This window comes from Bdellovibrio bacteriovorus (genome assembly GCF_001592735.1).
Classification (GTDB): domain Bacteria; phylum Bdellovibrionota; class Bdellovibrionia; order Bdellovibrionales; family Bdellovibrionaceae; genus Bdellovibrio; species Bdellovibrio bacteriovorus_D.
In genome coordinates this window covers 78,433-92,452 of sequence record NZ_LUKE01000002.1, presented here as the reverse complement: position 1 = coordinate 92,452, position 14,020 = coordinate 78,433, and the positions used below count along the sequence as shown (strand labels likewise).

The 14,020-nt window shown below is 42.0% G+C and carries 12 protein-coding genes; 11 read left to right on the top strand and 1 reads right to left on the bottom strand.

Annotated elements, in window-relative coordinates:
- The first annotated feature begins 13 nt into the window (after positions 1-13).
- The 9 genes from AZI86_RS10975 (at position 14) to AZI86_RS10935 (ending at position 10,698) form a co-directional block, all read left to right on the top strand.
- A complete protein-coding gene (locus AZI86_RS10975) occupies positions 14-973 on the top strand; it encodes a glycosyltransferase family 2 protein (protein WP_061835236.1) in 960 nt (319 codons plus the stop codon).
- Between the two features lie 9 nt (positions 974-982).
- Positions 983-2,596 (top strand): O-antigen ligase family protein, encoded by a 1,614-nt coding sequence (locus AZI86_RS10970; RefSeq protein ID WP_061835235.1) that lies wholly within the window; start codon positions 983-985, stop codon positions 2,594-2,596.
- Positions 2,593-4,062 carry an oligosaccharide flippase family protein gene (locus tag AZI86_RS10965; RefSeq protein WP_061835234.1) on the top strand — a complete coding sequence of 490 codons (1,470 nt, stop codon included), beginning with the start codon at positions 2,593-2,595 and terminating at the stop codon, positions 4,060-4,062. The genes AZI86_RS10970 and AZI86_RS10965 overlap by 4 nt, the downstream gene beginning before the upstream one ends.
- Positions 4,063-4,362: 300 nt before the next feature.
- Positions 4,363-5,397 carry a polysaccharide biosynthesis protein gene (locus AZI86_RS10960; RefSeq protein ID WP_061835504.1) on the top strand — a complete coding sequence of 345 codons (1,035 nt, stop codon included), beginning with the start codon at positions 4,363-4,365 and terminating at the stop codon, positions 5,395-5,397.
- 3 nt (positions 5,398-5,400) lie between these two features.
- On the top strand, positions 5,401-6,507 hold the full coding sequence (gene wbjC / locus AZI86_RS10955) for a UDP-2-acetamido-2,6-beta-L-arabino-hexul-4-ose reductase (RefSeq protein WP_061835233.1): 1,107 nt from the start codon (positions 5,401-5,403) through the stop codon (positions 6,505-6,507).
- 1 nt (position 6,508) lies between these two features.
- Entirely contained in the window at positions 6,509-7,639 is a 1,131-nt protein-coding gene (gene wecB / locus AZI86_RS10950; RefSeq protein WP_061835232.1) for a non-hydrolyzing UDP-N-acetylglucosamine 2-epimerase, read from the top strand.
- Between the two features lie 7 nt (positions 7,640-7,646).
- On the top strand, positions 7,647-8,858 hold the full coding sequence (locus AZI86_RS10945) for a glycosyltransferase family 4 protein (RefSeq protein ID WP_061835231.1): 1,212 nt from the start codon (positions 7,647-7,649) through the stop codon (positions 8,856-8,858).
- Between the two features lie 6 nt (positions 8,859-8,864).
- On the top strand, positions 8,865-10,076 hold the full coding sequence (locus tag AZI86_RS10940) for a DegT/DnrJ/EryC1/StrS family aminotransferase (RefSeq protein ID WP_061835230.1): 1,212 nt from the start codon (positions 8,865-8,867) through the stop codon (positions 10,074-10,076).
- A gap of 16 nt (positions 10,077-10,092) precedes the next feature.
- Positions 10,093-10,698 carry a NeuD/PglB/VioB family sugar acetyltransferase gene (locus AZI86_RS10935; protein ID WP_061835229.1) on the top strand — a complete coding sequence of 202 codons (606 nt, stop codon included), beginning with the start codon at positions 10,093-10,095 and terminating at the stop codon, positions 10,696-10,698.
- Here AZI86_RS10935 and AZI86_RS10930 read toward each other — a convergent pair.
- Positions 10,688-11,296, bottom strand: coding sequence for a sugar transferase (locus tag AZI86_RS10930; protein WP_157684686.1), 609 nt, complete (start codon positions 11,294-11,296; stop codon positions 10,688-10,690). The two genes, AZI86_RS10935 and AZI86_RS10930, sit on opposite strands and share 11 nt — an antisense overlap.
- A 94-nt stretch (positions 11,297-11,390) precedes the next feature.
- On the opposite strand from AZI86_RS10930, the gene AZI86_RS10925 reads away from it, so the two are divergent.
- Together AZI86_RS10925 and AZI86_RS10920 are read left to right on the top strand one after the other, a co-directional pair.
- Complete coding sequence (locus tag AZI86_RS10925; RefSeq protein WP_081111888.1) at positions 11,391-12,146, top strand: aspartyl/asparaginyl beta-hydroxylase domain-containing protein; 756 nt, start codon at positions 11,391-11,393, stop codon at positions 12,144-12,146.
- An 8-nt stretch (positions 12,147-12,154) separates the two neighbouring features.
- Positions 12,155-14,014: a polysaccharide biosynthesis protein gene (locus AZI86_RS10920; RefSeq protein ID WP_061835227.1), complete on the top strand. Its 1,860-nt coding sequence runs from the start codon at positions 12,155-12,157 to the stop codon at positions 14,012-14,014.
- The last annotated feature ends 6 nt before the right edge of the window (positions 14,015-14,020 follow it).

The window sequence follows — 14,020 nt, the reverse complement described above, 5'->3', positions numbered from 1 at the left end:
ATTGAGGGTGGGAATGTCTGGTTCGCCGTTGGTTAGTATAATAATAAATTGCTTTAATGGCGAAAAATACCTTTCGGAAGCTTTAGATTCTGTTTTTGCCCAGACTTACAATAACTGGGAAATCATCTTTTGGGACAATGCTTCCACTGATCGAAGCGGTGAAATTGCGAAGTCCTACGGAAATCGTATTAAATATTTTCGCGCGTCCCAAACTACACCATTAGGAGAGGCGCGAAACTTAGCGATGAAAGAGGCTGACGGCGATCTCATTGCTATCTTGGATTCGGATGATATCTGGCTTCCACATCGTCTTCAAAAACAAATTGACGTGTTTTGGAACTCCAGCTTCGCCGTATGCTATACCAGCACAGAAATCATTTCTAAAGACGGAACTTTTTTACGCAAAGACTTGGTCAACAATAAGTCAGGTTATATTTTCGAGGAATTACTTAACCAATTTGATATTGCCGTTTCAACTCTGTTGATTAAAAGAAATATCTTGGTCGAAGGTGGTTATGAGTTCGATTTAGAGATGGTCGCTTCGGAAGAATACAATTTATTTATGCGTATGGCTGCGAAACATGAGTTTTGTGTTGTGCCGGAGTGTTTAGTGAAGCTAAGAATTTATGAAGGGTCTTTGACTGGAAAAGCCATTTCCCGATGGGCGTATGAACGCGAGTACACCCTAGATAAGCTTAAAAAAGAAAATCCTGGAATTGAGATTAAATACGCTGCCGCCTTTAAAGAAGCACATGCACGAGCTGATTATTATAAAGCTCGTTACCTGGTTGACCTTGGCCAAGTTAGCGAGGCGAGAAGAATTCTAAGGAAAAATATTTTTTTCGGACCTCAATATTTTGTGACTTATATAATTCTTTTTTTTCCGCTCTCTGTTTGGCAGTTTCTGCACCGACCAGGGGTTAGACAGACCCTTGTGCCGCGGATTATTAAGCTTTTAAAACTTGGTAAATAGGCGGAGAAAATGTCTTTGGGAAGCAAGTTCTATAAAAACCTCGAAGCCGCATTCCCGCAAGCCTCAGATTGGATTATTTCCTGGTCTTTTCTATATCTGTCTGGGCTGGTTCTTTTTGTATTAGGTTTTTCTTTGCCATACTCCGTAACAGCCTTTTCAATTTATTCGATCGCGTTGATAACGTGGGGAGCATTTTGCGTCTGGCGTTTTGGTGTTAGAGCTTCGCTAGAACAGTCCTTGTTTGCATGGATTTGTTTTTTCCTTTTTTTTCCGAAGCAAAGGATGAGGGCTGATGGACCTGAAGCTCTATTTAACTTGGGATTTAGTAAAAACTTGTTTGAGATAGGATTCTATCAAATCCTTGAATTTTTGATTTTTTTTGCGCTTACCAGTTCTTTGGTGCGGTTGGTTCTGAAAAACAGATCTTACATTCTGCCAACTGCGGTAAAGTTTATGTTGTTGGTTATTGGCCTCATTGTGGTGAAAAGTTTTATCCAGGTTGGATTTAGTGCCTTGAAGTTCCCTTTTCCGCTTCAAGCTGTTTTAGAAACGCTTCCGTTTTTCTACATCATGGTGCTGATCCTGGCTGTCTACCTTTCGATTAAACGTTCAAGCCAAATAGACTTTATCGCCGCTATTTTTGTTTTCTTAGGAAGTGTGTTGCTTGTAGAGTATGTGTTGGTGAAGTTTAACTTCCTGCCAATAGCGGTTTACAAATACACGTTTAACTATAGAAATGGTTTTAAGAGTGGGCTTATGGCCAATGATCTTGAGGCCGGGTTGTTCTTGATCGCCTGCGCTTCGAGCGCACTCTATTATTATTTTTCAAAAAAGAAGCCAATTTTCTTATTCTTATTTATTTCTTCCAGTTTTTTGATGGTTGAAACTTTGAACAGAGCCCATTGGGTGCCATTTCTTACGGCGCTGGTTATATTGGGAGTGCTTCAAAGAAGATTTAAGGAATTAGTGGCTTGTGTATTAATTTTTGCGGGCGTTATCTTTCCCATCTCGGAAAGGACGTCTAATATGGCACCTCCGGGTGTCGAAAAAATTTGGTTAGCAAGATCCAATGGGGGGCCAGATGCATTTATTCAAGAACACTATGTGTATGCTCATGGCCGTCTTGCGAGTACAGAGTCTTTTAAGGAACGGATCGGAGCGGTTTATAGAGGGGTAGACCTATTTTTGAATTTCCCCATTTTAGGTGTTGGACCTGGTAATGTACCTAGATACATGAGCGATAGCCAAATTCCCACCAAGGTGAACATCGATACCCTGGATACTCAAAGTGGTCTGGCCTTCTATAACTTAATTAAAAGTGGAGCTCACGTCACCAATACGCATAATCTTTACGCATATTTTTTAGCGGAACATGGAATGAATTTTGTATTGCTGGTTGTCGCCTTGCTGCTATTCTTTAAGAGCGAGATGTATAAAAGTCTTTCTAAAATAGTTAAGGACCGTGACTCTATTTCCATGAGTTTGCTCATCGCTCCGCTAGCGTTCTTAGGTTACTACATGTTTCAAGCAACTCCTCCTTCGAGCATTTTACTATTTTTCCTTTGGATTTTATTATTCATAGGCAAGGTTCAAGCTGTTCGCAATTCCGAGAGTAAGACTTGAAGAGGCCCCTTAAAGAACTATTTTTACATTTTTTTGTATATGGCATTGGAAGTGTCGCCCAATCGGCGGTAACTTTTTTGTTATTACCACTTCTTACTAACAAACTATCGACTGCAGATTTTGGTGTTTTCTCACTTATCCAAATGTGTGGCGCCATAGCTGCGACCATTTTCTATTTCGGAATTTCATCGGCACTGTCGCGTTCTTATTTCGATTACGAGCTGGAAAAAGATAGAAATATTGTATTTAGCACGTCATTTTACCTAATTGTTTTGGGTGCCATCTTGCAAGTGATGTGTGGCTTCTTCTTTAGGAATCATCTTTCAGAATATCTTTTTGGGACTGCTCAGTGGGGCGATCACATCTTTTGGACTTTGACCGGGACTGCCATCGCGTTTGTAAACCAAATATTTTACAACTATATGCGTTTTGTGAAGTGGTCGCGAATCGTTTCAATATCTGGGGTTCTGACTCTATTGTTGAATATCGGGATATCTTATTTTTTATTGGTTTACTCATCAATGGGTGTCATGGCGCCGATTATGGGTGCTCTGTTTTCAAGTCTGATCATTTTTATATATCTTCTGTACGTTTGCAGGGGCGTACTGGTCGCACAGATAAATCGACCGGAAATTAAGATCCTCATAATGTTTGGGATTCCTAATATGTTAGCCAGCGTAGCGGCTATGGTTATGGAATGGTCAAATCGATTTTTTTTGAACAAGTATTTATCAGTAGAAGATGCGGGCGTTTACACCGTTGGCGCTCGAGCGGCTTCGATTATTTCAATTATTTTGATCGCTCCTTTTGCTCAGGTCTGGAACCCTATTATGATGGAAAATCGTACTAACGAGGGAAAAGGCGCTATGTTTACTAAGGTTACTACCTACTACATGACTATAGGTGTGGTAGGGATTATTTTTTGCTCATTATTTTTCGTTGAGTTCCTTCATGCCATTATACCTAAGCCTGATTATTACCGGGGAATACAGCTGACTCCGATTTTAATGTTAGGAGTTCTGATCAATGGTCTAAATAATATTGTGTCGGCGGGTTTGTTTTACGAGCGTAAAATGCAATATTTGGTCTATGTCTACGGCGTCGTTGCAATAGTCAGTACAATTTTGAATGCCTCACTGATTCCTTATTTTGGATATAGCGCTGCCGCCTGGGCGGCACTGCTGACCTATACTTTGGTGCCTTTGTTGACCTATGCTGTTTCAAAGCGTTTTCAGGCAATTGATTTTGAAGTCAAAAAAGTTTTTTTAGGAGTCATTCTTTGCCTTTGTGTTGTCTCATTTATAGGTTACCTGGATTTTATTCCTCTGCTTTATCGATTGCTTCTTAAAACTTCTATCTTTATCGGTTGTGTTTTTTTCGTATGGATTTTTGTTTTTGATTCTTCGGAAAAATCAGAAGTTTCAAAAATTTTGCGTTTGAGAAGGATTGGCGACGCGCACAAATAAAAAAAGAATTTATAGTGCAGATATCGGTCGGCAACGGGCTCTACCAATTATTCCAGTAATCGACATTTTCTTTGTGGTTTTTGGATATCTTGGTTCGTCTGGTATCGTTGCAATCCCTTCCATCATTTCATAGGGAATATATCGTCAGATAGATGCGTTGCGTAAGTATTTAAGATCATCTGAGCAAGATATGTTGTCCGATGCGGCAAGACGTTCTTAATTGATGGTGTGGGCAATGTTGTATACGATCCCAACCTTGTAAATACATGTTGTTTCAAGGGATTAGTAATGAATCGTTCTATTTTTGGAGAAAAAACTCTTTTAATTACGGGTGGCACAGGATCTTTCGGGAATGCAGTTCTTAGGCGTTTTTTAGATTCCGATATCAAAGAAGTGCGTATCTTTAGTCGTGATGAAAAAAAACAGGATGATCTTCGCAAGAAATATAACAGTCCTAAATTAAAATTTTACATCGGTGATGTGCGAGATTACGTCAGTGTTCTTTCTGCCTGCCGAGGCGTTGATTTCATATTTCATGCAGCCGCACTTAAGCAAGTTCCTTCATGTGAGTTCCATCCAATGGAAGCGGTTAAGACAAATGTCGTTGGTACTGAAAATGTCCTTGAGGCTGCGATCTCATGCGGAGTAAGTCGTGTTGTTTGTTTAAGTACCGATAAAGCGGTTTATCCCATTAACGCTATGGGTATTTCTAAAGCGTTAATGGAAAAGGTCATGGTGGCAAAATCTCGTGGCCTGGACGGTGGTCGTCTGGTTATATGCGGAACTCGCTATGGCAATGTGATGGCCTCTAGGGGTTCGGTGATCCCTTTGTTCGTTGATCAAATAAAATCCAAAAAACCTCTGACAATTACCGATGCAGCTATGACTCGCTTCATGATGACGTTGGACGATGCCGTTGATCTTGTAATTCATGCTTTTGAAAATGGAAAGAACGGAGATATTTTTGTCCAAAAAGCTCCTGCGGCAACTCTAGAAGTCCTAGCTAAAGCGCTTTGCGAACTTTTGGACGTTCCTCAACATCCCATTTCGGTCATTGGAACTCGTCACGGCGAAAAACTTTATGAAACGTTGTTGAGTCGAGAAGAAAGAGTTTCGGCTGAAGAAATGGGGCAGTACTATCGAGTCTCTGCCGACATGCGCGACCTAAACTATGATAAATTCATAGAGCAAGGTGAGATCGCCATTTCGCAGTCTGAAGATTATAATTCTCACAACACTCATCGCTTAAATGTTCAGGAAATGAAAACGCTGCTTTTGAAGCTAGACTTCATTCGTGCGATTAAAAAAAATAAAAACGTTGCACCAGAGGAGTAACCCGTGAAGGTTCTTGTCACTGGATCAAAAGGATTTATCGCCAAAAATTTGATTTTGAGGCTGCGTGAGCTGAAGAAATACGAAATTCTTGAGTATCATAAAGGATCGTCGTTAGAAGAATTGAAGGATCTTGTCGCCCAAGCTGATTTCATTTTTCATTTAGCTGGTGTGAATCGTCCGCAACAAGAAAAGGATTTTCATGAAGGCAATTTTTCTTTAACAGAAAAAATCTTGAATGTAAGGTATAACCTGGGTTTAAAGTCACCTATCGTCTTTTCTTCATCTATCCAGGCAGAGCTCGAGAATCCTTACGGGAAGTCAAAAAAGGCTGCGGAGGAGATCCTTTTACAGAACGAAAAATCCTACGTATTTCGTTTGCCTAATGTATTTGGAAAGTGGAGTCGTCCGAATTATAACTCCGTTGTTGCGACATTCTGCCATAATATCGCGAACGATCTGCCTATTTCGATCAATGACCGAAGCACCGTATTGCGACTTATTTATATTGATGATGTGGTCACGGAATTTATCTCTTTATTGATTTCCCATGAAACGGGGCACTTACGAGATTCGAGAATTATTGAGGCGAAACCTGTTTATACCATTACTCTCGGTGAGTTGGCAGATACGATTAAGGCCTTTAAGGAAAGTCGTCAGACACTCATCACCGAACGTGTGGGCCAAGGAATTACCAGAGCTCTTCATGCGACGTATTTAAGCTTTTTGAAACCCGGGCAGTTTACCTATGAGGTTCCTCGTTATGAAGATCCTCGGGGTGTTTTTGTTGAAATGTTAAAAACTAAAGATTCCGGACAGTTTTCTTTTTTTACCGCACATCCAGGTATTACTCGGGGTGGGCATTACCATCACACGAAGACAGAGAAGTTTTTGGTTATTAAAGGGAAAGCTCGATATAAGTTTTTGCATATGGATACTCAAGAGACTTGCGAAGTTGTTGTTGATAGCTCCAAAGAATCGCCGATTTTAGAAACTATACCTGGCTGGTCTCATGACATTACAAATATCGGTGAAGACGAATTAGTTGTGATGTTATGGGCAAACGAGATTTTCGATCGCCAAAATCCAGATACCATTGCACATAAGGTTTGATATGAAAAAAATGAAAGTGATGACCGTTGTTGGAACCCGACCAGAGATTATTCGACTTTCCAGAGTCATGGCTCGGCTTGATGAGTATACTGATCAAGTCATCGTCCATACCGGCCAAAACTATGATTACGAGTTGAATGAGATATTTTTTAATGATCTCGGTGTGCGCAAACCGGACCACTTTCTAAATGCCGCTGGTGCGAACGCCACCGCGACAATTGGAAATGTAATTATAGAAGTCGATAAAGTTTTAGAAGCGGAAAAGCCCGAGGCCGTTTTAATATTGGGTGACACAAATAGTTGCTTGGCGGCGATTGCAGCCAAAAGAAGAAAAATCCCTATCTTTCATATGGAAGCAGGCAATCGTTGTTTTGACCAACGTGTGCCAGAAGAAATTAATAGAAAAATTGTAGATCATACTGCGGATATAAATCTTACCTATAGCTCAATTGCTAGAGAGTATCTGCTAAGGGAAGGTCTTCCTGCCGATAGGGTTATTAAGACGGGCAGTCCCTTGTTCGAGATTTTGAATTTTTATGGACCTCAGATTCGAAAGTCAGATATTTTAGTTCGTTTAAATCTTACGAAAGAAAAGTATTTCTTAGTAAGTGCGCATCGCGAAGAAAATATAGAGTCAGAGGTTAACTTTTCCAAATTAGTTGATTCTTTAAATGCGGTAGCTGAAACGTTCGGCTTGCCGGTGATCGTTTCAACTCATCCGCGAACCATGAAAAGGGTAGAAAAGAGTGGTGCCAAATTTCATGCCCTAGTTCAGCTCATGAAGCCGATGGGTTTTTTTGATTATAACCAATTGCAAGTCCAAGCTCGTGCGGTTTTATCGGACAGTGGAACTATAACTGAAGAGTCATCTATCCTTAATTTTCCTGCATTAAATATTCGAGAAGCTCACGAAAGACCAGAAGGCTTTGAAGAAGCTTCCGTAATGATGATGGGTTTAGAGAAAAACCGCATTTTGCAAGCTTTGGAGGTTTTGGCGGATCAGCCTAGGGGTGATGCGCGATTGTTAAGATCCGTTGCTGATTATTCGATGCCCAACGTGTCGGACAAGGTTTTAAGGATTATTCTAAGCTACACAGACTATGTGAACAGAGTTGTGTGGAAGAAAGTTTAGGCTTTTCGTGAGAATTTTAATCCTTACTCAATGGTTTGATCCAGAGCCCACCTTCAAAGGACTCTTGTTTGCTAAAGGACTTAAGAGTCAGGGTCATGAAGTTGAGGTGGTTACCGGGTTTCCGAATTATCCGGGTGGTGATATTTACGAAAATTATCGTCTGAAGTTATATCAAAAACAAATCATGGACGATATCTGTGTCCACCGAGTTTGGCTTTATCCTAGTCATGATGGGTCTGCTCTTAAAAGAATTTCTAACTACGTTAGTTTTTGCATTTCGTCTTTTATTTTTGGGACAATCAGAGCCAAGAAATTTGATGTCATCTATGTCTATCATCCGCCAGCGACGGTGGGATTTTCAGCTGCCCTTGTTGGACTGATTCGCCGAGTGCCGTTTGTGTATGATATCCAGGATCTTTGGCCTGATTCTTTACGGTCTACCGGAATGCTTAAAAATGAACGAATTCTTAAAGTTATCAATATGCTTTGTAACTGGATTTATAAAAGAGCCGATAAAATAGTTGTTTTGTCGCCAGGCTTTAAGAAAGCTTTGATTACGCGAGGAGTGGCGCAAAATAAAATCGAAGTTATTTATAACTGGTGTGATGAAAAGTCCTTAAGTTCGCATTCAACAGGTGAAGAATTTAGTTTTTTAACAAATAAATTTAATATTTTATTCGCCGGAAATATGGGAAAGGCACAAGGACTGGAGAGTGTTCTTGAAGCCGCTGAAAAGGTTTCTTTAAAATCTTCTTATATCCAGTTTGTTTTTGTGGGCGGCGGAATTGATGCAGACAGGTTGAAAAAGCTTGCGCAAGACCGACAACTGACTAACGTCATATTTGTTCCTCGGATGCCAGTGACTGAGGTTGGCCGATTGATGTCGAATTGTGATGTTTTATTAGTGCATCTAAAAAAAGACCCTTTATTTGAGATTACGGTGCCGTCTAAAACTCAAGCCTATATGTCGATAGGAAAGCCTGTGCTGATGGCGGTGCCGGGGGATGCCGCGGAGTTGATCCGCTTGTCTGGGGGCGGAATTTGTGTTCCTTCGGAAAATCCGGAGGCTTTAAGCGCTGCTGTTTTGGATTTGTCGGCAAAATCTAAAGGGGAATTAAAATCCATGGGTGACTCGGCCAAAAGTTATTATGAAGAAAATCTTAGTTTTAAAAATGGTATTACAAGATTTTTAAAAATGTTTGAAGATGTTATTTCGTAGGAGATCATGGTGAAAAATTTAGCAATAAACGGTGGAGACCCGGTTTCAAAAAAAGCTATTGCTCCTTGGCCTGTATTTGGAAATGACGAGATAGAGTCTGTCGTGGACGTCTTAAAGTCCGGGAAAGTAAATTATTGGACAGGGAATCTTACAAAGAAATTTGAAGATGATTTTGCTTCGTACCACGGTATGAAGCATGGAATTGCTTTGTCAAACGGAACCCTGGCGTTGGAATTGGCGCTATTCGGCTTAGGGGTCGGACCTGGAGACGAAGTCATCACGACTTGCCGTACTTTCATCGCCTCTGCGAGCTGCATCGTGCGTGTGGGGGCGACCCCGGTGATGGCAGATATTGACCTTTCGTCGCAAAATATCACGGCGGACAGTATCTCTCGAGTTATAAACAAGAATACTAAGGCTATTGTTGTTGTTCATCTAGCGGGGTGGCCCGCAGATATGTCAGCTATCATGAAGCTTGCTAAAGAAAATAATTTGAAAGTTATTGAGGACTGTGCGCAGTCGCACGGCGCAAAAATTGATGGTCGTCTGACGGGCTCTTTTGGTGACATGTCGGCCTTTTCATTTTGCCAAGATAAAATTATGACCACGGGTGGAGAAGGCGGCATTCTTCTGACCAATGAATCAGAAATTTACGAAAAAATGTGGGCTTTCAAAGATCATGGTAAAAGCTATGACGCTGTCTACAGACGTGAACATCCCCCGGGATTTAGATGGTTGCATGAATCTTTCGGTACCAACTGGCGTTTCACAGAAATACAATCTGCGATTGCTCTCAAGCAGCTAGAAAAACTTGAAGCTTGGGTTCTGCAAAGACGTCATTTGGCTCATAAGGTTATTGCGAATCTTAAGGATGAGGAAGGATTAATAATCCCTCAGCCTAGCAGCCGAGAGTTTCACTCGTACTACCGTCTATACGCATTTATTGATCAAGCTCAATTGCGGGATGGCTGGAACAGAGATCGAATTATGCATGCCATTCAAGCCGAAGGTTTTCCATGTTTCGTGGGAAGCTGTGGGGAAATTTATCTAGAAAAGGCGTTTGTGAATAGTCCATTTGCGGTGAAGGAACGGCTTCCAAATGCTAAGAAACTTTCTGAGAGCAGCCTTGCCTTCTTGGTGCATCCGACGTTAGCTGATGATTATGCCGATGGTTTGAGCCTTGCAGTTAAAAAAGTTTTGAAATCTGCGAGAAAATAGGAGTGGTGGAGTAGGTATGAAAATTGTCATTTTGGGAAGTGGTGCTTTTTCAAGAGAAGTTTATGATTGGGTAACTCAGGCAGGGTATCAAGTTGTTGGTTTCTTTAACGGAAGGACTTCGCCGGAAACTTCTCTTAGAGGTTTGCCTATTTTTTACGAGGCCGAAAAGATTCCTAAGGATGCTCAATGGATTGTCGGGTCTGGAAATCCAAAAGCAATGGTAGATATGATCGAAAAGGTCAGAGGTCATATCTCCGCGTGTCCCGCCGTCGTGCACCCTTCATGTGTTGTAGGATCTAACGTGAATATTGGCGAAGGGTCTATTGTTTGTCCGGGTTCAGTTCTGACTTGTGATATTGAAATTGGAAAAAGCGTCGTGGTAAATATCGGATGTACAATTGGTCATGATGTTAGACTGGGTGATTATGTTCATCTGTCGCCTAATACCTCTTTATCGGGATTTGTGGCCATAGGTTCATATTGCGAAATCGGCACGGGGGTTTCCGTTGTTCCATCGGTGAAGATCGCTGACCGAGTTATTGTGGGGGCAGGAGGCTCGGTGGTCAAAAGCTTGGTCGAGGCCGGGACTTATGTGGGAGTTCCAGCAAAGCTTAAGGCTTAGTTAAGTCGCTGGAGCCTTTAAACGCTGTCATCGTGGCTTGGTTGGGTGCAGAAATATCTGATCGCTTTACGACTTTATATAAAGTCAAAAATAGAATTTTTATATCGAGCAAAAAGGATTGATTTTCAACGTACCAAACATCTAGTTTAAATTTTTCTTCCCACGATAAAGCATTCCTCCCATTTACTTGGGCCCACCCGGTAATGCCTGGGCGCACATCATGACGCCGACGTTGCTCATCGGAATACAAAGGTAAATATTCCATTAGCAGAGGGCGCGGTCCGACTAAGCTCATATCTCCATTTAAAACATTCCAAATTTCGGGAAGTTCATCAAGACTTGTTGACCGTAGGAACTTTCCAAATTTTGTCAGTCGATCAGCATCTGGCAAAAGTTTGCCATGACTGTCTCTTTGGTCAGTCATTGTGCGAAGTTTGAGCATCTCAAAAGGGTGTCCTTTTAAGCCGGGACGCACTTGGCGGAAAAGGACTGGGCTCCCCAAAAACAGTCTTACAAGCAAAAAAAGAATGAGGAGTGGAAGGCAAGCAATCAGCAAAATAACCAAACTTGCGAAAAAATCAAAAAAACGTTTTATCATTAGCTGAATCTAATTAGAAACGGTAACGATTTCAAGATTATGCAGAGCATTTCGCATTGTTTAAAACGGGGTGATCGGTGAAAATTTTTAGGTTTTGGCAAGTATCTTTTGTGGATATTTTGTTAAAGGTGGCTGTTTTAAAAAAAAAGGAACAGATTTGAACTACGGCGCGTACGTCTTAGACGAAAAGTTTTTAACGGATGCTGAAATTGCCCGACTCTGCGAGCTTGCAATCGGTCTCTCAAAACAGTCTACTCCCACGCATGAAGCCGGTAAGTACGCGAGTAAGCTATGGAGCTTTATTCCATTGGTGGAAAATGGCGCCGAAATTCCAGATAATGTTAGGACGCCGGAAGTAAATAAGGTTATTTCATTCTTTAAGACTCCGATAAACATGGCGGTATTTTACTATTTACAGCCGGGAGGAGTACTGCATCCTCATAGGGATTTGACGGGAGCGAAACTTAATCAGCGTATTCGTTTTCATATTCCTATTCAGACTAATCCCAAAGTGGTTTTCAAGGTTTCTGGGGAACAGGTCGTGATGAGGCCTGGTACATTTTGGGCGCTGGACACCAGCTACGTTCATAGTGTGAGAAATGACGGGAATGAAGTTCGTGTTCATATCGTGATTGAATGCGATGTGAATGATTGGTGCAAAAGCTTGCTGGTGAAGCCCAATTTAATTACGAAGGTCCATGACATTTATTACGCATTATATTTAGGGACCGCAATACTGAAGAGCTTATTGGTAAACTCATGGAAAGATCCTAAATATCTCAAAGCCCAGTTGGGAATGGGAATTCGTTTTATTCAATGGCGTTCTAAGATGATTTTTCGTCGGAAGTAATTTATCGCATGACAGCTTACTATCGCCTCGCATATTTGCCTCGGAAGTTTAAAGTTATTCTTATGCTTCTTTGCGATGTCTTATTGTTGCCGTTGGCGCTTTATTCGGCAATCGCTCTCCGTTTAGGAATTTGGGCGCCGGACATTTCTCAATATATTTGGATTTTCTTTGTTTTACCTTTTCTCGCGGTACCGATCTTTGTTCGGTTAGGTCTTTACAGGGCTGTTATTCGTTTTATGGACGACAAGATTTTATTGACAGTTTTTTACGGAGTGTCGCTTTCCGTTTTGTTACTCTTGGCTGTCGTGGTCATGGGGCAGGTGGGGGGGATTCCACGCTCCTCCATCGTGATCTATTGGGTGATTGCGATTGCGTATATCGCTTCAAGTCGTTTTTTTGCTCGTGGTATCCTGCGATCTCTTGAAAGAAAAGGGGATCGTCGCCAAAAAGTGGCAATTTATGGAGCTGGACGCTCAGGATTGCAGACGGCGCTTGCGCTGATGTCTGGCCCGGAGTTTATGCCCGTCGCATTTTTTGATGACAGTAAAGACCTTCACGGATCGAATGTTGCGGGTATTCGAGTATTTTCTCCAGAAGAAGCGCTGGAGGTCATGGCTGAAGAGGGCTGTCATCAGCTTCTTATCGCGATGCCTTCAGCATCACGATCTCGACGTAAAGAAATTATCCATAGATTTGAGGGGAAAAATTTGATTTTGAAGACGCTCCCGGGAATGGGAGAGCTTGTCGATGGGCGCGTGAGTATCGAAGATATTCGCGAGGTTGGCGTCGAGGATCTTCTTGGAAGAGACCCCGTTCCCCCATTTCAAGATCTCATTTCAAGTTGTATCCAGGACCGAGCGGTGTTGGTCACGGGTGCTGGGGGATCAATTGGGGCTGAGTTATGCAGACAAATTGCTCAAAATGGCCCTCGCATGATCGTGTTATATGAGCAAAATGAATTTGCGCTTTATAGAATTGAGCAGGACTTGCTGAAACATTTCCCGAATCTCAAGGTCGTGGGAATCTTAGGCGATGTTTTGGATGAAGATCATCTACGAAAAACAATTCTCAAATACTCGGTTGCGACAGTCTATCATGCGGCCGCCTATAAACATGTACCTCTGGTTGAAAGCAATATTATTTCTGGGGTTCGTAATAATGTCTTTGGGACTTGGCGAGCAGCCAGCGCCAGTATTAGCGCTAAAGTCGAAAACTTTGTTTTAATTTCTACGGACAAGGCCGTGAGGCCCACTAATGTCATGGGAGCTACCAAACGCCTTGCGGAGTTAGTGTTGCAAGCGATTGCAAAAGAAAGCGCCGGCCAGACTAGAGTTACCATGGTTCGTTTTGGAAATGTTTTGGGATCTTCTGGATCTGTCGTACCGTTATTCAAAGAACAAATCCGGGCAGGTGGTCCAGTCACTGTAACTCATCCGGACGTGACTCGATACTTTATGACCATTCCTGAGGCTGCCCAATTAGTTTTACAAGCCGGAGCCATGGGGCAAGGGGGCGATGTATTCGTGTTGGATATGGGGGAACCGGTTAAGGTTGTTGATCTTGCAAAAAAGATGATCGAGCTTAGTGGTTTGGAGGTGTTTGAGGCTGAGTCGGGTCGGGGAGATATTAAGATATCTTTTGTGGGATTAAGACCGGGCGAAAAGCTATATGAAGAGCTTCTCATCGGGAACAACGTTGAAAAAACCCGCCATCCGCGTATCATGCGTGCCATAGAGGGAATGATAGAAGCGAATGTCTTGTTCTCTGAACTTCAAAAGATGAGCCGTTATTGTGATGATGGGCAGCCCGCTGAAGTAAAAACAAAACTAGGTGAGTTGGTAAAAGAGTATAAGCCTGCGAACATCTGAGTTTTA